The organism is Stenotrophomonas sp. YJH_SMC_20 (genome assembly GCF_059367845.1).
Genome location: NZ_JCAFRG010000002.1, coordinates 194,636 through 214,753, shown reverse-complemented (window position 1 = coordinate 214,753; position 20,118 = coordinate 194,636). Strand labels below are relative to the sequence as shown.

The following is a 20,118-nucleotide window of genomic DNA, read 5'->3' as shown; positions in this document are numbered from 1 at the left end:
TGGAGCGGCTCCCTTTTCTCAGGTTCGCACCCACTACCCAATCCATATTTATGGCCTCGAAAGCGCCCAAAAATTCGCAGCCATCCGCTGCTACAGCTCCCGCAACGGCACCGGCGGAGGGCGAACGCCGAGCGCTTCGTGGATACGTCGGCCAGTACGAGCGCGCGGGCGCTGCCATCTATGCCGCGCTTGAGCGCGACGAGCTGCTTTGGATTGGCGTCGCTGACCGCAACGCGGGCATTGCGGACGACCTGGTACTAGGATTCGATGGATTGGTGGTCGGTCACCAGTTCAAGACGTCCAAGTTCCCAGGCACTTTCACTGTTGAGACGCTGTTTACTGGTGCCAATGGTCTCTTGAAGCCCCTAGTTCAAGCTTGGCAGTGCCTGTCCAAGGACAACCCAGGAAGTCGCGTCGAGATTCACTTGGTCGTCAACGACTTTCCATCGGTTACCGACAAGCCAGGCGACGGCAGGCTACGGCACAGCGCTGCATTTCTCGAGGAGTTCCAACAGCATCCAAATCGGTCGCTGTCGGATTGGTCCGCGCGAGGATGGAGCCGACTGATCGACCACCTGCGCCGCGAAGCCGGCTTAAATGATGACGACTTCGAACAGTTCATGCATGCCCTGCGCGTGGTGTGCGGAGCTGCAGCGAACTTCATCCAGTCGCACAAGCTGAATGCGGAGCAGGCGAGACAGGCATGCGAGATTGCCAGCGTGCTGCCCAAGCTAGTCGCCGATGAACGCGACAAGGACAGGTGGACGCGTGACGAGCTGCTTCATGAGCTTGGATGGCGCGATCCCGCCAAGACTTTGCTCATCCATCGGTTCCCGGTCGGCGCCTATGTCCAGCGCAATCGGGACACTGAGGTCAAGCTACTAGCAGCGCTTCATGCCTCCAATCACGGCTACGTCTCACTCATAGGACCACCTGGCTCCGGAAAATCCACTCTCCTGCAGGTTGCGCTGGCCACTGAAGCAAGTGTCCGGCTCGTTCGTTACTTAGCGTACGTGCCGGGCGCGGCTCAAGGCGTGGGTCGTGGGGAGGCCGACAACTTCCTGACCGACGTAGGTACGCAGCTGCGGAACAGCGGTTTAGTTGGGCTTCGTCTTCGCGATGACTCGCTATCTGAGCGCCGCGAACAGTTCGGCGTCCTGCTACGGCAGGCTGGTGAGCGCTTCACTCGCGAAGGGATCCGTACAATCATCGTTGTCGACGGGCTAGACCATGTGCCACGCGAAGAACGGCCGACCAATTCGTTTCTGGGAGAGCTGCCTCTTCCCGCGGCAATCCCAAATGGGGTCGTGTTCGTGCTCGGCACGCAACGGTTGGATCTCGCTAATCTGAAGCCCGCCGTAAGAGCGCAAGCGGAGAAGAGCGAGCGACAGGTTCTCATGGGGCCTCTCGGTCGCGAGGAACTCACCTGGATGGCGGATGCGCTAGGCTTGCCTGCCGAGATTCCAAGATTGGATCTCAGCAATCTCACGCATGGCCACCCGCTGGCAACGCGCTACTTGATTCAGGCACTGCTGCACGCTGACGAAGCTGGTCGCAAGCACCTTCTTAGCGGCGGGATGCCGTTCGACGGCGATATTGAGACTGTATATTCAGCTGCTTGGCGCGAGATCGCAAACGATGTCGATGCCATGGATGTGCTGGGCTTCATCGCTCGGGCTGAGGCACCCATGGACCTGCGACTGCTGGCCACGATGGTCAAGGAGTCCTCGATTGAACGCGCCCTGGTCATTGCGCAGCACCTGCTCCGCAGTTCATCCCGGGGATGGAGCGTCTTCCACAACAGCTTTAGGCTGTTCGTCATCGCTCAACCGCGAACCCGCCTCGGGAGCGTCGACGCTGAATACTCGCAGCGCGTATACCGCAACCTTGCCCAGTTGGCGAAGAGCGCGCCACCTGAATCGGCACAGTACTGGCTTGAGCTGCGCTACCGCGCGCGTGCCGGCGACGGTGCCGATGTACTGGCATTGGCGATGCCCGCTCGCTTCAGGCAGCAGCTGGCTGACGGGCGTTCTATCGCCGAGATTCACGCCGACATCCGCCTCGCCCTGCTGGCAGTGCGTGAAACGCACGACGCGACCGCCTTTACACGACTGCTGCTGTGTCGTGACGAAGTGGATCGGCGCAAATCAGCCCTTGAGTACGCCAACCAACTCCCGCTGGCTATGCTGGCGGTGGGGAACATTGAAGCAGCTGTCTCCCTCGTGCAGGACTTCCCCAGCCAGGGCTACGAGGTCGTCGACGCCCTACTAGCGCGAGGCGACTTCGACCGCGCGAAGGAGCTGTTTGAAAGCCTCGAACCACTATCGCAGCTCCATACGCCCAAGTTCAGAAACTACGGGCACCAGCACAACATCAAGGAATTCGAAAGATGGGCAATGCGCGCCGTCCACTTCCGAGACACCGAGCAGATCCAGATAGCGATTGATCATCTCGCCGCAGAGGGTCTAAGGGAGCCGGAAACGGTGGATCCGCAATCTGCCGTAGCGCTGCGGCTGCATCTTAGGAGGGAAGCCGCAAAGGCGATGCTAGGTCAGAAGGTTGGCTCCGATCCTCAAGAACTATGTAGCAAGCTCGGAGTAGCCAACGAAGATAAGCCGTCGGTGATGGTTCACGCAGGGCTTGCGGCCAGTCGACGTGGCGACGTTGGGCAAGCGCTTGCGCTGTTTGATAGTGCCGTCGCTCTTCCCCGGTTCGGGGAGGTACCAAACGGCTACCGTCAACGGATGGCGCTGATCGCATTCGAAGCTGGCCGTCGTGACCTAGCCGAGGCCCTGTTCGACAAGCTGGTCGCACCGATGATCTCCATGTGCGACGACAAGACGGACCTGGCTGGGCTGGGCAATCTGGTCGGCGCAGTGATGCATCACGCGAGGCTTTGCACGCTGCTCAAGAGGCCACTGCCAAGCGTGACACCGTCGAAGCACACCTTCCTTCATCCACTCCAACAGCACGCTTCGACGATAGGTGTGCTTCTAGCTCGCGCTGCCGGCGTCAACGGGTCCTTATCGGCAGGCGGCATCCAAGGCATAGCCCGCACGTCCCTTGGGTATGTCCTACGTCTCGCATCAGAAGGCGGCAGCGAGTCATACCGTATCCAGCAGTCTTTGAAAGCGATCCCCACGCTCGTGCAAGCGCTGCTGAGGCTCGGCGCCGAGCGCGGTGAGACTGAGTATCGCGCGGTACTTCGGGAGGTTGACTCAGCCATCGCTTCATCGGCGTCGAAGGGAACTGCTTACCTGCGACGCAGATTGGCTGTCGATGCATATCGCGTTGACGGTGATCGTGCGGCGGCGGCGGATCGGCTTAATGCCCTCGTGGCGGAGCTTAAAGAAAGTACACCAAGCGAGCAGATCGACGGGCTAGCGAATCTAGCCATCGGGTTGGCTGCGGTCGGGGAGTTAGAGCGGGCGAATCAGTTGCTGGCGACGGTTCCTGAGCAATGCCTTGGCTATGCCTTGGCTCCCAAGAAAGACCCGCAGTACGCGATCTGGCGAAACACTCTAGCTCTCGCGAACGCGGCTGACCCGGAAAACCGTGTCAAGCGGGTCTCAGACCTGATGCGTCAGGTCGGTGGCATGACCAAAACGGAAGGGTCGTCGGCCGCGCGTCGCCTTACCATGGCACTGATTAAGGAAGCGATGCAGGTTGGACCTCGCTTCGGCTTCGAGGTGTCAAAGACACTGGCGGATTGGCATCTAATCGGCTGGCCGAATCGTGTCGACCTGCTCATGACGGGGATGGTCAGGCGAAACCCTGAACTCGTCTTGGCATGCGCGACCGTCTGGTGCGGTCTCTGCCTGCCATTCTATATGGAACCGCACTACCGGGATCCGTCCCATGTTGGTGACTTCATCGACGCCTCCGCGGACGCAGCCGGCCCTGACCAGATTGAACCGCTCGCTCTGATGCTGCTTGGGGCGGTCGAGGTAGCCAGCAGAGCGCACGAGAGAATCACGCTGCTCCAGCGCATTCACAAGGCTTCCGGAAAGCATGGATTCTCGTCGCCTGAGCTCGAAGCCGCCATCGCCCGGTGGACGCCAGAAGCGCCGGAGCCTCGACACTCGTATACGTCTAACAAGTACGCCTCGGAAGCTACTCTCGCGGATCTTGAACTCGCGTTTGAAGCAGATAGCGACGAGCTGAACCACAACGCCCCGGACCGTTTCGAAGAGCTGGCAGACACAGCTCCGATTCATCTGGCGCGAAGGGTCTTTGAGCGCTGGCAGGTATTGCAGGACAACGCACGCTGCCGTTTCCTGATGGTGAAGCGGTTTGCTGCAGCCGATGAGGTCGATTACGCCAAGAAGCTTATGCAAGGCTACGAGACAAGCAACGACCCCTGGAGTTCCTGGAGCCAAGGGATGGGTGGCGGCAAGTTCTTCTACTTTAAGGCGAAGAAGCTTCTGCACGGATCATCCACATGCCCTGCGGCCTTCGAGAACATAGTCGATTCAGTGACAACGGGCCAGGAGAATACCCAGGCACTGCTCACAGAGCTGGATTCGATACTGCCGGTCATCAGCTTGACGCCAGATTGGCCGGCTATCTGGTCGCTGATTGAGGAGCAGATGACCTGCACTCGCGAGTTCCAGTTGGGGCGACCCTTCCAGTCGAGCGAGCTACCACTCAGCGACACGGACCTTTTGGAGGAGTTGCTGCACTTTGCCTATCGACTTCCCATTGCAGAGGTTCAGCGGCACGCGCGCAATTGCGCCCTGAGCTTGGCAAGGCAAGTCGGACAGGGTCAATCTTTGTTCACATCCCTTATCCGGCGACTTATGGACGGTGACTTGGACGCCCCCTTGCAGGCACTCGGAACGCTGCTCGCTGCCGACAGCGCGAACCTCGAGCCCGTATTGGGCCGCGCCGTAGCTGCAATGGTCAGTCACCGTGACATTGCAGTAGCCGAGTCAGCCACGCTCTTGTCGCATCGGTGGGGGCTGGCTGTCTCTTTTGACGCGACGCCACTGCCGCTCTTCTATCTCCTCGAATTCAGTGACCTGCCAGAGAGCGACCAGGCATTCACGGACGAGAGAACTGGTGCAATGCGCGTCGAATCGCCGCTTGGCTGGACTCGTATGTTGCGCTCGACGGCACGTCACATTGCAAAGGCGGCAGACATCGAGGAGATGACAGTTCGCCGTCGCGCGGCGATGTTCATCCAGGATTGGGGTGGACTTGAGGCCTTCGGGCCCTCTGGTGTCAAAGAGCTTGAGGCTCAGCTTCGTGTCCTTGATATGCAGATCACTTACATGAAGCCACACGCCTACATCGCCATTGCTGCCCTTCGCCACGTCGCAGGGGAGCTGCGCCTGGCCGGCAAGTTGGAGAGCCGGGACAGTCCGATGCTGTTGGAGAGATTGGGCTACCCGCTTCCGCCTCGGCCATTGATGCTCCCGCGAGTTCGTCCCGAGTGGATTCGAAGGCCGCTGATTGACCGAAGTGCCGGTTGGTCCGAGCGAGAGCAGAAGTGGATTGACGAGGTTGACGGCGATGTTGCCCCTTTCCTGGCGCACTGCGACGGCCAAGTCGTGGCCGAGGTGTCTCGCTTCCATATCCACAAGGCACGACTGTCAGAGCACCGCTTCTACCGCTTTAGAGCACCTTGGGCAGAGACTGATAGTGAAGAGTTCGACGATTGTTACGCCAAGCTGCCCATCGCTGTTTGGCTAGGCCAGTACGTCCCACTCGACAATGATCTGGCACCAACGCTGGTAAGGCGAGTTGTCTGCTCCGTGGACATGGGCTTTGACACAGCGGCCAATCCGTTTGCATTATGCCCAAACTGGGTTGAGGGGCTTCGCTGGCGCGCTCATGACGAGACACCGAGCGTATTCTTCGATGCGAGCGGAACGGTGGTCGCAGAGCTTCACTGGTGGCGTGACGCTGGCCCGGTTGGAATCGATGCGGATTCTCTGTGGGGCGAGGGTTGCTACCTCGTTGTGACGCCGGCTGGCCTGGAACAACTCACCGCCGCTTATGGGAAAGAGTCCTTAGCCGTTAATGTGTTCGCAAGCAGGCATATAGAGCAGCCGAGTAATTGCGGGCAAACTCTCCTAAGAACGGCGAAGGGCGGATACTCGGTCTAAGGCCATCCATACTCCGCTTCGATCCTAGACGCTAAACTACAGGCTGTTATCGCTGACGCAGCCCTTCTGGCGTAAGAACTGGAACGACCGCTATGCGTCGGAAGCAGCCATTGCCCTACCACGATAGACACCCCGAATCCATGTTTGGCCTTGAGCCTGCTTCGGTCCATCGCTGTTGGAGCCAAGGCTGAACCTAAAGCCCATCCTTCCTGGGCGCATCGGATAAATCGGGAGAGACTTCAATATCTTCTAGCCGGTCACTCCCAGGATTCGCGCGGAGCCTGGAAAAGAGGCAGAGTCGAATCTTGGCGCTAGTCGAAGTGACACCATTGGTCCAGATCTCTCCTAGATCTTTGAGCGCAGCCTGCACCCACGCTGCCCCGCTGCCCGTTGAGGTAGCCGGCCTGCATACGCCCACGGCCCAGCAGATCCGACTGGGCCATGTTAGGCGTCACAACCTGGAGCGGCTCACCTGGCGATGCCAGCTGGCCCCATATGAGGGTCGGCAGGGATTCGTGCGAAAAACAGCCAAAAGTTACCTAACAGGCTGAATCTGTAAATGATTTCCCTTATCGAATCGGTTCTTGCGCATTGAGCGGCATATCCAGAACCACGTCGCACTCCGAGGTAAGGTGTTTCAAAAGCGCGGGCACGGGCGGGATCATGCAGGTGCGACCTTTGGGCATGAACGCGTTGATTCCGCTGCGGTAAAACGCGGTGCCTCCCGAACTGCCGGCCTTGGAGAGCACGAGCGCTTTTGCCGGCCGGCGGATGGGTTGACCACCGTCGCCAGCGGGTACGCATGAAACCCGCCATGCGCGTTGTAGATGATCATGGCGTCACCTACTCCCGGCGGCTGCGCCTGCAGATGGGCTTTGACAGTGGTCGATGTCCAGCCAAACAAGGGATATCCCTCGGGTTCCGGGATCTTCTTTTCACGAATCATGCGGGTTCGGTTTATGCCACCACCGATAAGGCGTTCATTGGCCCGCCCTCGGGTGCACCCGCGATCCCGGCGCGCCGGCGACCAGCTCGGCGAACGCCTCGGGGTCGACATCGGCGAACTCGGCTCGCGCGCTCGCGCGTGCCTGCGCCTCGCATTCGGGTTGGAGCGCCCGCGCATCGGCCAGACAAACCGTCGCGCTGTCGAGCGCGGCGGTTGCTGTGGCGGTCGACTCCTCAAGTTGAGCCACCACAGCCGATAAGAGCTCCTCATCGCCGAAAATCTGCCGGCGGATGAAATCGCCCAGCGACAGCCGCGCCGCTTTCGCGCGGCGGCTGGCGTTGGCCTTTTGCTTGGGGGGCATCAGGACCACGACCCGTTCCGTGGCGTGCTCGGGGGTGTTGACACCCATGTCGGACTGCCCGCATATGTAGGTGTGTCAACACTTGGCACATCCGCACGCCGCCGGCGCATCGATCGTCGATGACTGCCGTTCGAATTTTGGGGGCGCTGTTATGCTCACTCGTACGCAATAAGTTCCAGGACTGGCATGGAGCGCGACCGCTATCCCCTTCTCACCATCCCGGTGCCGCCTGACTTCGCCGAGTACTGTGAAGGCCACGGCGCTGCCCCGGCAGCGGTCCTGCAGGCGTTCATGGCCGACTTGGCGCCGACCGTTGAAAGTGGCACTAGCCTGGACCGAGGGAGAGCCGCCCAGTGGTTTCATGCGATCGCGTGGGACCTGCCGCGCTGGAGTGACGAAGACGTTGACTGACCTCACGACCAGCTTCAACCTCATCACGACCATATAGCTAACATACGTTGCTGGAAAACCTCCCGCGCAATCATATGACCAACTCGACCGACCCTTGGACCCGCCGCCGCGCGCAAGCGTTTCCGACGCTGACCCAGGCGCAGCTCGAGGCCGTTCGGGCCTTCGGGACGGTGCATGACGTGGAGGCGCACGAGGTGTTGTTCGATGTCGGCGAGCAGCACGCCGAGTTTATTGTGGTTCTGAGCGGGAAGTTGCGCATCTCCCACTTGGGCTGGGAGGGCGAACAGGAGATCACCGCGCACGGGCCGGGTGAGTTTTCCGGCGAGATCGATATGTTCTCCAACCGGCGCAGCCTGGTGCGCGGGACCGTGATCGAGGCAGGCCAGATGCTGTTCATCGCTCGCGAGGGATTCTGGAGGCTGATCGCGCGGCATGCCGATATCGCCGAGGTGGTAACGCGCGCGTTCATCCTGCGCCGCACCGCACTGATCGAAAATCAGCAGGGCAATGTCATCGTGGTCGGCTCAAGCCACACGGGCGGCGCCTTGCCCATCAGAAGTTTCCTGACGGGAAACGGCCACCCCTATCGCTATGTCGACGTGGACAGCGACGCGAGCGCCGAGACGTTCCTGCGCGAGCTCGGCATTGCGCGCGCGGACCTGCCGGCCGTCGTCTGCCGCGGCGAGCTGATGAAGCGGCCGTCGCCGCGCGCGATCGCCGACTGCCTGGGGCTGTCGGAGCCGCGCGAGGCGGTGGAGGTCTACGATGTGGCCGTGGTGGGTGGCGGGCCGGCTGGCCTGGCGGCCGCGGTGTATGCCGCCTCGGAAGGTGTGCGCGTGATCGTCATCGAGGGCACCGCGCCGGGCGGCCAAGCGGGCACCAGTTCGAAGATCGAGAATTATCTGGGCTTCCCCACGGGTATATCGGGCCAGGCGCTGGCCGGGCGCGGGCTGACCCAGGCGCAGAAGTTCGGCGCCGACGTGGTGACACCGCGCAGCGCGTGCTCGCTCGATTGCCGCCAGCGACCGTTCACCCTGGGACTCGACGACGGCGAGGCGATCAAGACCCGCACCGTCGTCATCGCCAGCGGCGCCGAGTACCGGCGCCTCGGTCTCGACAACGAACACGATTGCCAGGGCGCCGGCATCTATTATGGCGCGACCCATGTGGAGGCCTCGCTGTGCGAGGATGAGGAGGTGGCGGTGGTGGGCGGTGGTAACTCCGCCGGTCAGGCGGCGGTGTTTCTCTCGAACCGTGCCCGGCACGTCCACATGCTCGTGCGCGGGCAAGGATTGGCCGACAGCATGTCGTCGTATCTGATCAACCGAATCGAGCCGTCAGACAACATAACGCTTCATCGGCATACGGAGGTCGCTGGCCTGATCGGCAATGGTGCGTTGGAGAGCCTGCTCTGGCGGAACAACCAAACGGGTGAGACCGAGGAGAGGCCTATACGCCACCTGTTCGTGATGATCGGCGCGACCCCGAATACGGGGTGGTTGGGCGGGTGCCTGGCGCTCGACGACGCAGGCTTTATCAAGACCGGCGGCGATCTGGCCTCGGAAGATCTGAGCCATGCGGGCTGGGCCCGTGACCGGAGGCCCTTTCTGATGGAGACCGACCGGCCTGGGGTCTTCGCGGTTGGCGACGTGCGTTCCGGCAGCGTCAAGCGCGTGGCTTCGGCCGTCGGCGAGGGCTCGATCGCCGTGCAGTACCTGCATAGCATTCTCGGCGAGAGTTGAGCTGTCTAACCAATGCAAAGTGATGTGGTGGCGGTATGCGGAGTAGCCATTCTCGGCGTCTTGTTCCAGATTGTCACAGGAAGAGCGAAACCGCAGCACCGGACCGGGTCAGTGCTGAAGCTGCCCGGGCCGCGTCCATCCAACCCCAAGGAGAACCGACATGGTAAGCAAAGCACTATGGGTCCCACTCGAAGCCAAACCCGGCAAGGAAGCCGAGGTCGAGGCGTTTCTCAACAGCGGCCTTGAACTGGTTCAGCAGGAACCCGGCACCGCGACCTGGTACGCCGTAAAATTGGGGGCGTCGACGTTTGGCATCTTCGACACCTTTGATGACGACGCCGGTCGAGACGCCCATTTATCCGGCAAGGTCGCCGAAGCCCTGATGGAACAAGCACCGGATCTATTCGCGAAGGACCCGGAAATCCACAAGCTCGACGTACTGGCTGCCAAGGGTGCCGCATAGCCCGCACGCCGGCAAACCCCGTACGATCACCCGAGAGGATGCTACTTGTCGCATCCCGCACGATCATAAGGCCGTTTGTTGAAGAGCATCGGATGGGACTTGTACCAATCCTTCATGGACTGGATCGGTGTCTTGCTTTTCAACACGGACTGCGGCAACTGGTGGTTGTACAAGGCCACGTAACGTAACAGGGTGTGCTCCAGGTCGTCGGCGCCATGGAAGTGGTGGGTGTTGAGCACGTCGCTGATGCGGCCATTGAAGCGCTCGACCATGCCATTGGTTTTCGGCGTCCTGGGCTTGGTCAGGCGGTGCTCGATGCCCAAGGCCCGGCACAGCCGGTCGAACTCGTGATGGCCACTGGGCTGACGCTCGCGCGTGGCGAACAGGCGATCGGTGAACTCCTTGCCGTTGTCGGTCAACAGTTGACGATCTTGATCGGGCTGGCCTGGTGCAGCGCCTGCAAGAAGCTGTGGGCACTGGCGGCGCTCTTGTCGCTCTTGATCGCCACGAACACCCAACGCGTGGCCCGATCAATGGCGACAAACAGATAGCGTCGGCGACGCTCATCGGCCATCTGCGGCAAGTACTTGACGTCCATATGGAAGTAGCCCGGCTCGTAAAGCTTGAAGGCCTTGTGCGGCACTTTCGCAGCGGCCGGCTCGGCGGCTTGCAGTTCTTGCCACACCATAAGACAACGGGCGTGGTAAGCCTCCCGCGCGGCGCCAGCCCCGCGATGGCATCATCAAGTTTGCTCATGTGAGTCTCCGGACGTTCAACGCGATGAGGCTAAGGGGCGGCCTTCTCACGGGATGAGATCGCATCGGCCGCGCTGTCGTTGGCGTGCTCGGGGCGGAATTGTGCCAGCAACTGTTCCAGCGTTTCCTGGCGCACGCCAGCGCGCAGCGCATTGGCTTCGGCTTGCTCGCGGCGCTCCCGCTCCCGGGTGGTTTCGGCGCGGGCGTCGGTGAGTTCGATGCGTACGCTGTCCAGCGTTCGTACGTCCTCGGCCCATCGTGTCTGCAGGGCCTGGTGCTCGGTCGCGGTCAGTCGCAACGCATCCAGTTCCCGTTGCTGTGCCTCCGCGGTGTGCTTGGCCTGCGCCAGTTCGCGCTCCAGACGCCCGTGGCGCTCCAGCCACTGGCCGTTGTCGCGATTGAGCTGCAGCAGCTCGTGGTTCTTGGCGGTCAGCGCTTCGTTGGCCTGGCGCAATGCGACTTGCAGTTCCTGCACCTGCTGCTCGTGCCGGCGCTGCTCCTGTTCGCGCTGCTCCTTGACGGAGGTGCGGTAGTGCTCCAGCGCCTGGCGTGCGTGCTGGTGCTTCTCCTCCAGCGAGCGGGCGTGCGCCTCGTGCTCGACCACGCGCGTCGTCAGCCCGGCGACGCGCTCCTCCAGCTGGCGCACCGTGGTGTTCGCCTCAGTGAGGGCCTGCTGCCCCTGCGCGCGCGCCTCGGTTTCGGCCTGCAGGGCGGTTTCGGTGCGTTGCAGTTGGGTGCTCAGCGCGGCCGCCTCCTGCCGTTGGCTCTCCAGCGCGGCTTCGCGCTCCCGCATTTGTGCCTGGAACTGCTCCCGAGCCTCGGTAATCGCAGTCTCGGCTTCTTCGTGCAGGCGTGCTGCGAGCCGGCCGATCAGGTCCTGCAGCGCATCGCTGACCGCCACCGTCGCCCCGACACCCTGGCCTTCCTCCGCCTCCAATTCCTTGAGGTAGCGATGGATGGTCGTCTTGGAGCCCGTGTTGCCCAAGGCGATACGAATCGCATCGAGAGAAGGATTGATGCCTTGCGCCAACAGGCTGTCCCGCGCCTTCTTGATTTCCGACTTGTAGAGCCCGCCGCGTGCCATGTCCGCCTCCTGAGAATTTCGTACCGTAGTACGTACTACGTATTTACGTACTATATAATATCAAGTCAAGCCGTATTTACGGCTGACTAGTTACGCGGGATAATGTGGAATTATCCCGCCTTAGCCCCAAAACTGGGGTAGAGTCGGCCCGAAGCGGTACGAAACCCTCAGCGCAGGCGATTCGTCGTCGGTCCGCAGCGATGGCAAGCGGGGAGCACCCACCATGAGCACGGTCGAGCAGTACCTGGATGCGGCCACCCGCGCCAACACCGAGCGCGCGTACGCCGGCGCGACCCGTCACTTCGAGGTCGACTGGGGCGGTCATCTGCCGGCGACCGCCGATCAGGTGGCCCGCTACCTGGCCGCCTACGCGGGGCAACTCGCACTCAACACGCTCAAGCACCGGCTCGCAGCCTTGGCCCAGTGGCATCACGCGCACGGCTTTGCCGACCCCACGCGGGCCCCGATCGTGCGCAAGGTGCTCAAGGGCATCCAGACCTTGCACCCGAGCCAAGAGAAGCGCGCCACACCGCTGCAGCTCACGCAACTGGGCCAGGTGGTGGATTGGCTCGACGGCGCCGCGGCCGCGGCCGGCACGCGCGGCGATCCGGCCGGCCGGCTCCGGCACCTGCGCGATCGCGCCCTGGTGCTGCTGGGCTTCTGGCGCGGCTTCCGCGGCGACGAACTGGTTCGTCTGCAGGTGCAGGACCTGCGCCTGGTGCCCGGCGAAGGCATGACCTGCTTCCTGTCGCACAGCAAGGGCGACCGCCAGCACACCGGCCGGACCTACAAGGTGCCGGCGCTGTCGCGCTGGTGTCCGGTCGCGGCGACCTCGGCCTGGATCGCGGCGGCCGACCTCCACGAGGGCCCGCTGTTCCGCGCGGTCGACCAGTGGGCGGGGATCGCCGCCACGCCGCTGCATCCCAACAGCCTGGTGCGCCTGCTGCGGCGGATCTTCCGCGAGGCCGGCCTGGCCTCGCCCGACGACTACAGCAGCCACTCGCTGCGCCGGGGTTTCGCCGGCTGGGCCAACGCCAACGGCTGGGACGTGAAGGCGCTGATGGAGTACGTCGGCTGGCGCGACGTAAATTCGGCGATGCGCTACCTCGATGGCGCCGATCCGTTCGCCCGTGAGCGCATCGAAGCCAGTCTGCCGCCGATCGCGCCCCCGCGCCTGGCGCTGCCGGCGCCGGCTGTCGCGCCGGTGCCGAGCACGACAGTGGAGGCGACCATCACGCTGACCCGGCTCACCCCGCGCGTGCGCGGCCTGGCCAAGGCCCATCGGCTGATCGAGCAGATCTGCCTGCACCCCCACCAGGCGCAGCGGCTCGATGCCGATGGCACTCGCTACCGCCTGGCGATCGCCGCATCTGACGACGCGGCGCTGGAAGAAACCATCGCGATGCTGCTCGACGAGATGCACCGCATCGCCGACAACCACCAGTGCTTCCTCGCCGTCGCCTTGCGCGATGAAGCGGGCGGCCGCCATTGGGACTGAGCTGCGCATGACGACGCTGCACGAAACCGCCTACCCACGCCTCAAGCCCGATCCCACCGCCAAAGAACTGCAGGACATCTACACGCCCAGCGAGGCGGAACTTCAGTGCGTCCGAAGCATCACCAGCGGCCCGGCCACGCGTCTGGCCCTGTTGCTGCATCTGAAGCTGTTTCAGCGGTTGGGTTATTTCACGACACTGGACGAGGTGCCCCAACGCATCGCGCAGCACGTCGCCCAGGCCGTGGGGATGCGGCGCGTACCGGCCGACCGGTTGGCGAGCTACGACACGTCCGGTGGCAAGCGTGGGCACCTGGCCCAGCTGCGGGCGTTCCTCAATGTCCGCCCGCTCGATAGCGCCGGGCGTGACTGGCTTGGCACGGTTGCTGAAACGGCGGCTCAGACCAAACACATCGTGCCCGACATCGTGAACGTGATGCTCGAAGAGCTGGTGCACCACCGCTTTGAGCTGCCGGCGTTCAGCACGCTCGAACGTCTCGCGATCGCCGCCCGCGAACAGGTCCACGACGCGCACTACCGCCAGATTACGGACGCGCTGACGCCGGCGATGCGGGCGCTGATCGACGAGCTGCTGCTGACGCCGCCGGGCAGCCATCACAGCGGCTGGCACGCGCTCAAGCGCGAGCCCAAGCGGCCGACCAACAAGGAAGTGCGCCATTACCTGCAGCACATCCAGCGCCTGCGTACCTTGGCCGAGCAACTGCCGCCGATTGATGTCTCGGTGCCCAAGCTCAAGCAATTCCGCGCGATGGCCCGCGCGCTCGATGCCAGCGAACTGGCCGAACTGGTCCCGGTCAAGCGCTATGCGCTGGCCGCGATCTTCATCCGTTCGCAGTACCGCAAGACGCTCGACGATGCGGCCGACCTGTTCATCCGGCTGATTCAGAACCTGGAGAACACCGCGCAGCAGAAGCTGATCGCCTACCAGCTCGAACACAGCAAGCGCGCCGACGCGCTGATCGGCCAGCTCCGGGAGATCCTGCAGGCCTACCAGGTCGAGGGCACCGATACCCAGCGCGTGGATGCGATCGAGGGCGTGCTGGTCGCCGACATCAGCCTGCTGATGGCCGAATGCGATGAGCACATGGCCTACGCCGGCCGCAACTACCTGCCGTTCCTGCTGGCGCCGTACGGGACATTGCGCCCGCTGCTGTTCAACTGTCTGGAGATCATGGGCCTGCGGGCCGCCAGCCAGGATCCCAGCATGGAGCACATGATCGGCGCCGTACTCGCGCTGCGCAGCCAGCGTCGCGAGGCGGTCGACGCGGCCGGGCTGGGGCTGGAGGTGACCACCGACCTGACTTGGCTGTCGGCCGCCTGGCGAAAGCACGTGCTGCCCAAGGCCTTGGCTGCTGCCAGCCCCGGCTGGATCCACCGCAAGTATTTCGAGCTGGCGGTGCTGGCGCAGGTCAAGGACGAACTCAAATCCGGCGACTTGTACATCCCGCACGGCGAGCGCTACGACGACTACCGCGAGCAGCTGGTCGACGAGGCGACGTTCGCGCAGGAGCTGGACGCCTACGGCGAGGTATCGGGGATCGCCACCGACGCGGCCGACTTTGTGCAGGGCTTGCGCACCGAGCTGACGACATTGGCCGATGCCGTCGATGCCCGGTTTCCGGACAACCTGCACGCCAGCGTGGTCGACGGGCGATTGGTGCTCAGGCGCCTGCAGGGCGCCCAGGTAACGCAGGCGATCGCCGCGGTGGATAGCGCGATCACTGAACGCCTGCCACCGACCAGCATCGTCGATGTCCTGGTTGACACCACCCGCTGGCTGGATCTGCACGTGCACTTCCGTCCGATCGCCGGCACCGACGCGCGGGTCGACGATCTGCTGCGGCGGGTGATCACCACGCTGTTCTGCTACGGCTGCAATCTTGGGCCGACCCAGACCGCGCGCTCGGTCAAGGGTTTCAGCCGGCGTCAGATCTCCTGGTTGAACCTGAAATACGTCACCGACGAGACCCTCGACAAGGCGATCGTCGAGGTGATCAACCTGTACAACAAGTTCGAGCTGCCCGGTTATTGGGGCAGCGGCAAGAGCGCCTCGGCCGACGGCACCAAGTGGAGCGTGTACGAGCAGAACCTGTTGTCGGAGTACCACATCCGGTACGGCGGCTATGGCGGCATCGGCTATTACCACGTGTCCGACAAGTACATCGCGTTGTTCAGCCACTTCATCCCGTGCGGCGTGCACGAGGCGGTCTACATCCTCGACGGGCTGCTGGCCAACCGCTCCGACATCCAGCCCGACACGGTGCACGGCGACACCCAGGCGCAGAGCTTCCCGGTGTTCGGGCTGGCGCATCTGCTAGGCATCAACCTGATGCCTCGCATCCGCAACATCAAGGATCTGGTGTTCTCCCGGCCGGAGCCGGGGCGGACGTACGAGAACATCCAGGCACTGTTCGGCGACAGCATCGACTGGAAGCTGATCGAGACCCACCTGCACGACATGCTGCGGGTCGCGATTTCCATCAAAGTGGGCAAGATTACCGCCTCGACCATCCTGCGCCGGCTCGGCACCTACAGCCGGAAGAACAAGCTGTACTGGGCGTTTCGCGAACTGGGCAAGGCCGTGCGCACGTTGTTCCTGCTGCGCTACATCGACGATGTCGAAGTGCGCAAAACCATCCACGCCGCCACCAACAAAAGCGAGGAGTTCAACGGCTTCGTCAAATGGGCGTTCTTCGGCGGCGAGGGCATCATTGCCGAGAACGTCCAGCACGAGCAGCGCAAGATCGTGCGTTACAACCAGCTGGTGGCCAACCTGGTCATCCTGCACAACGTGGAGCAGATGACCCGGGTGCTGGCGGAGCTGCGGCAAGATGGCGCTAACATCAGCCCGGAAGTGCTTGCTGGGTTGTCGCCATACCGGACCAGCCACATCAACCGGTTCGGCGACTACACGCTGGACCTCAAGCGCGAAGTCGAGCCGATCGATTTCTCCAGGCGCATTCTTGAGTTCACGGCAGGTCACACAGCATGAAAGCCATCCTGCTCGTGGGTCTCGGAGGGTTCATTGGCGCGGTCGCTCGCTACAAGCTTGGCGGCGTCGTCCTACACCTGACCGCACAAGAGCGCTTTCCGTACAGCACGTTCGCCGTCAACGTGCTGGGATGTCTCGTTGTGGGCATTCTTGCCGGCCTCGCCGAGCGGTTCGAGCTGTTTGGCCCAAGCACAAGATTGTTCCTCTTCACCGGCCTACTCGGCGGGTTTACCACGTTTTCTGCATTCGGCCTTGAAGCAACCCACCTGTTGCGGCGTGGCGAGCTGTGGGTTGCCGTGCTGTACGCGGGCGCAAGTGTTGTACTCGGCATCGCCGCAGTCTGGCTGGGCATTAAGGCAACGCTGATCAAGTAGCTGCACAGCGATTGCACTGATCAAGATGAATTCGATGAAGCGATTTTTGTCCCTACATGGACTTTTGTAGCTTGAACCTTGCAGCGGTCGGGGATTTTCACCCCCATCGCTGCCCACCAAGGGCATCTATCCCGCCACACGGGCACGCGCCAAGTACAGGTTGGCCAGCCCCAACACCACGAAGCTGCGATTGGCATTCTTCTCCAGCCCTCGGTAGCGCACCTTGCTGAAGCCCCACAGCCGCTTCACCACCGCGAACACGTGTTCCACCCGTGCCCGGATCCTGGACTTGTTGCGGTTGCGCTCGGCTTCATCCACTTCGCCGCCCTTGCGCACCCGCTGGTTGGTGAAGTCCTTGGCATGCGGCGCATGCTCGCCAATCAGGGCCTTCTGGCTGGCATAGGCACTGTCGCCATAGACCCGCCGCTCCTCCCCGTGCAGCAGGTCCTCCAGCAAGTGCTTGTCGTGTACGTTGGCTGCGGTCACCGCCGCGCTGTGCGCCAGCCCCGTGCGGCTGTCCACGCCAATGTGCAGCTTCATCCCGTAATACCACTGCTGGCCTTTGCGCGTCTGGTGCATGTCAGGATCGCGGGCCTTGTCGGCGTTCTTGGTCGAACTCGGTGCTGCGATTATCGTGGCATCCACGATCGTGCCGGTGCCCACCTTCAGGCCGCGGTCCTCAAGCACGTCTCCCACTTGGGCGAACAACGCTGCGCCCAACTCGTGGTGCTCCAGCAAGCGGCGGAACTTCAGCAGCGTGGTGGCGTCGGGCACCCGCTCGCGGCCCAGGTCGATCCCCACGAACCGCCGCAGCGCCGGACTATCGAGCAGTGCTTCCTCGCATGCCTGGTCGGCCAGGTTGAACCAGTGCTGCACGAAATACATCCGCAGCATCCGCTCCAGCCCCACCGGCGGACGACCGTTGCCAGGCTTGGGGTAGTGCGGCTCGATCACCGCGCACAGCGCCGACCACGGCACGATCTGCTCCATCGTCGAAAGAAACACATCCCGGCGCGTGGGCCGACGGTACTGCTCGAACCCAACTTCCTGATCCGCCGCCATCGCCAAGGTCTGCTGCTTCATCGCTCGATTCCCGCTATCCAATACATGAGACTATTTTCTCAGGTTTTTGAGACTTGATCAGCGTTGCCTTAGACAAATTCGCGGCACCTGGCGTTACTTGCGGAGCGGTTGCCTCATGAATCCAGCAGGCGTTTCAGGTCAATCGATGGCGCTTCAGTGGCAAGCACGATTGTCGGTCATCGAGAAAAACCCCCAGGGCCGGACGAAGCCGGTTTCACCCACGGATCACATCGTCTTGCCGCGATGCATACGCGCCGATCGCTAAGCTCGCTTCAACACCCTTACCGCACAACAACAACGCTGCGACAGCGCGTCGGCACCCGGCGTCACTCTCGCTCAAGGAATTCCCCATGAAAGCCCTCGTCTATAACGGCCCGCGAGATGTCAGCGTGGTCGATGTCCCCGATGCGAAAGTCGAAAAATCCACCGATGCCCTGGTGCGCATCACCACCACCAATATCTGCGGCTCCGATCTGCACATGTACGAAGGTCGCACCGACATGCAGGCCGGGCGCATCCTCGGCCACGAGAACCTGGGCGAGGTGATCGAAGTCGGCGATGCGGTGGATCGGGTCAAGGTCGGCGACCGCGTGTGCCTGCCCTTCAACATCGGCTGTGGTTTCTGCGCCAACTGCGAACGCGGCAAGACTGGGTATTGCCTGACGGTGAACCCGGGCAACGCCGGCGGCGCCTACGGATTCGCCGGCATGGGACCGTACGAAGGTGGCCAGGCCGAGTATCTGCGCGTGCCGTATGCCGACTTCAACTGCCTGGTGTTGCCGCCGGATGCGCAGGAGAAGGAGAACGACTACGTGATGCTTTCCGATATCTTTCCCACCGGTTATCACGCCACCGAACTGGCCGGCGTGCAGCCTGGCGAAACGGTGGTGATCTACGGCGCCGGGCCAGTGGGACTGATGGCGGCGTATTCGGCGATGATCAAGGGCGCCAGCAAGGTCATGGTGGTCGACATGCAGAAGGACCGCCTGGCACTGGCCGAAAAAATCGGTGCAATCGCGATCCACGACGTGGAAGGCAGCGGCGTCGAGCAGGTGCTCGAACTCACAGAAGGCAACGGCGCCGATCGCGGCTGCGAATGCGTCGGTTATCAATGTTTCAACTGCAAGGGCCATGAAGTGCCCAACCTGACCATGAACAACCTGGTCAAGACGGTGAAGCCGACCGGCGGGATAGGCGTCGTGGGCGTGTTCATTCCCGAGGACCCGGGTGCCGAGGACAAGCTGGCCAAGCAAGGCCACCTGGCTTTCAACTTCGGTGAGTTCTGGTTCAAGGGCCAGCAGATCCGCACCGGCCAGGCCAACGTCAAGGCGTACAACCGCCAACTCTGCAACCTGATCCAGGCAGGCAAGGCCAAGCCTTCATTCCTGATCTCGCATGAGTTGCCACTGGCGCAGGCGCCCGAGGGTTACAAACGTTTCGATGCGCGCGAAGACGGCTGGACCAAGGTGGTTTTGAAGCCCGGTGGCTGAGTGCGGGCAATCACTAGCTTCACAAACCTGCCTGCAGTCAGATTTTCCTGTGGGAGCGACGTCAGTCGCGATGAGGCATTACCGGTAAAGCTTCATCGCGACTGACGTCGCTCTCACAGGATCAGCAGGTCGGAAGAGGCTGTATGTCCGTTTCTTTTTGTCGACGCGCATACTGGCCGGCACCCTCACTGCAGGTTCCCCCAATGAAACAAGCCATCTGGAACGACACCACCCTGGCCAGCAGCGACGCTACGGTCGTAGTCGAAAACAACCACTATTTCCCCTTGGCGTCGCTCCCGCGCGAATACTTCCGCGAATCCAGCCACACTACGGTATGTCCGTGGAAAGGCACGGCGCACTACTACGACGTGGTGGTCGGAGATGCGGTCAACGCCAATGCGGCCTGGTACTACCCGGAGCCGAAGGACGCCGCCAAACAGATTCGCGGGCATGTTGCGTTCTGGAAGGGTGTGCAGGGGACGTAGAAGGGGCGTCGCTTCGTACGCAGCGGCCACCCTGCTTTTGTGGGAGCGACGTGAGTCGTGATGAAGCTTTACCGGTAATGCCTCATCGCGACTCACGTCGCTCCCACAGTAGTTGCACCAACCATTGCCGCCGCACGAGGACGCCGCAGCTTCGCGATCGCGACGAGCTTTGACGAGGTTGGCTCGCACGTCATCGATGGCCAAACCCCGCGTGGGATCGGCTTTGAGTGCGTCGTAGGCCACGGCGACCTCGGTGCGCAGCCAATGCTCGCACTCAGCAGCGAGAGGGGGATAGCGGTCGCGCTC

Annotated in this window: 12 protein-coding genes and 1 pseudogene; 9 read left to right on the top strand and 4 right to left on the bottom strand. The window is 62.6% G+C overall.

What is annotated here, in order from left to right:
• The first annotated feature begins 50 nt into the window (after positions 1-50).
• Positions 51-6,110 (top strand): DEAD/DEAH box helicase family protein, encoded by a 6,060-nt coding sequence (locus AC5P6A_RS04260; RefSeq protein ID WP_026070503.1) that lies wholly within the window; start codon positions 51-53, stop codon positions 6,108-6,110.
• Between the two features lie 980 nt (positions 6,111-7,090).
• Here AC5P6A_RS04260 and AC5P6A_RS04255 read toward each other — a convergent pair.
• Positions 7,091-7,465, bottom strand: coding sequence for a hypothetical protein (locus AC5P6A_RS04255; RefSeq protein ID WP_102947326.1), 375 nt, complete (start codon positions 7,463-7,465; stop codon positions 7,091-7,093).
• Between the two features lie 138 nt (positions 7,466-7,603).
• Between AC5P6A_RS04255 and AC5P6A_RS04250 the strand changes: the two genes are divergently transcribed.
• From AC5P6A_RS04250 to AC5P6A_RS04240, 3 genes are all read left to right on the top strand, one after another.
• Complete coding sequence (locus AC5P6A_RS04250) at positions 7,604-7,828, top strand: hypothetical protein (RefSeq protein ID WP_102947325.1); 225 nt, start codon at positions 7,604-7,606, stop codon at positions 7,826-7,828.
• Between the two features lie 74 nt (positions 7,829-7,902).
• Positions 7,903-9,570, top strand: a complete 1,668-nt coding sequence (locus AC5P6A_RS04245; RefSeq protein WP_102947324.1) for a cyclic nucleotide-binding domain-containing thioredoxin-disulfide reductase — start codon at positions 7,903-7,905, stop codon at positions 9,568-9,570.
• A gap of 160 nt (positions 9,571-9,730) precedes the next feature.
• Positions 9,731-10,033: a putative quinol monooxygenase gene (locus AC5P6A_RS04240; protein WP_102947323.1), complete on the top strand. Its 303-nt coding sequence runs from the start codon at positions 9,731-9,733 to the stop codon at positions 10,031-10,033.
• Between the two features lie 41 nt (positions 10,034-10,074).
• Here AC5P6A_RS04240 and AC5P6A_RS04235 read toward each other — a convergent pair.
• Both AC5P6A_RS04235 and AC5P6A_RS04230 read right to left on the bottom strand, forming a co-directional pair.
• A pseudogene (locus AC5P6A_RS04235) lies at positions 10,075-10,676 on the bottom strand (DDE-type integrase/transposase/recombinase); the annotation flags it as partial.
• Positions 10,677-10,819: 143 nt separating this feature from the next.
• Positions 10,820-11,872, bottom strand: coding sequence for a DNA-binding protein (locus AC5P6A_RS04230; protein WP_102947322.1), 1,053 nt, complete (start codon positions 11,870-11,872; stop codon positions 10,820-10,822).
• Positions 11,873-12,095: 223 nt separating this feature from the next.
• On the opposite strand from AC5P6A_RS04230, the gene AC5P6A_RS04225 reads away from it, so the two are divergent.
• From AC5P6A_RS04225 to crcB, 3 genes are read left to right on the top strand one after another with little or no spacing between them, the layout of a single operon-like run.
• Positions 12,096-13,370, top strand: coding sequence for a tyrosine-type recombinase/integrase (locus AC5P6A_RS04225; protein ID WP_102947205.1), 1,275 nt, complete (start codon positions 12,096-12,098; stop codon positions 13,368-13,370).
• A 7-nt stretch (positions 13,371-13,377) separates the two neighbouring features.
• On the top strand, positions 13,378-16,380 hold the full coding sequence (locus tag AC5P6A_RS04220) for a Tn3 family transposase (protein WP_102947214.1): 3,003 nt from the start codon (positions 13,378-13,380) through the stop codon (positions 16,378-16,380).
• On the top strand, positions 16,377-16,754 hold the full coding sequence (gene crcB, locus AC5P6A_RS04215; protein WP_102947206.1) for a fluoride efflux transporter CrcB: 378 nt from the start codon (positions 16,377-16,379) through the stop codon (positions 16,752-16,754). The genes AC5P6A_RS04220 and crcB overlap by 4 nt, the downstream gene beginning before the upstream one ends.
• A 126-nt stretch (positions 16,755-16,880) precedes the next feature.
• Here the strand turns inward: crcB and AC5P6A_RS04210 are convergent, their stop codons facing one another.
• Positions 16,881-17,837: an IS5 family transposase gene (locus tag AC5P6A_RS04210; RefSeq protein ID WP_102947207.1), complete on the bottom strand. Its 957-nt coding sequence runs from the start codon at positions 17,835-17,837 to the stop codon at positions 16,881-16,883.
• A gap of 350 nt (positions 17,838-18,187) precedes the next feature.
• Between AC5P6A_RS04210 and AC5P6A_RS04205 the strand changes: the two genes are divergently transcribed.
• Both AC5P6A_RS04205 and AC5P6A_RS04200 read left to right on the top strand, forming a co-directional pair.
• Positions 18,188-19,327 (top strand): glutathione-independent formaldehyde dehydrogenase, encoded by a 1,140-nt coding sequence (locus AC5P6A_RS04205; protein ID WP_102947208.1) that lies wholly within the window; start codon positions 18,188-18,190, stop codon positions 19,325-19,327.
• A gap of 203 nt (positions 19,328-19,530) precedes the next feature.
• Positions 19,531-19,812: a DUF427 domain-containing protein gene (locus tag AC5P6A_RS04200; RefSeq protein ID WP_102947209.1), complete on the top strand. Its 282-nt coding sequence runs from the start codon at positions 19,531-19,533 to the stop codon at positions 19,810-19,812.
• Positions 19,813-20,118: the final 306 nt, after the last annotated feature.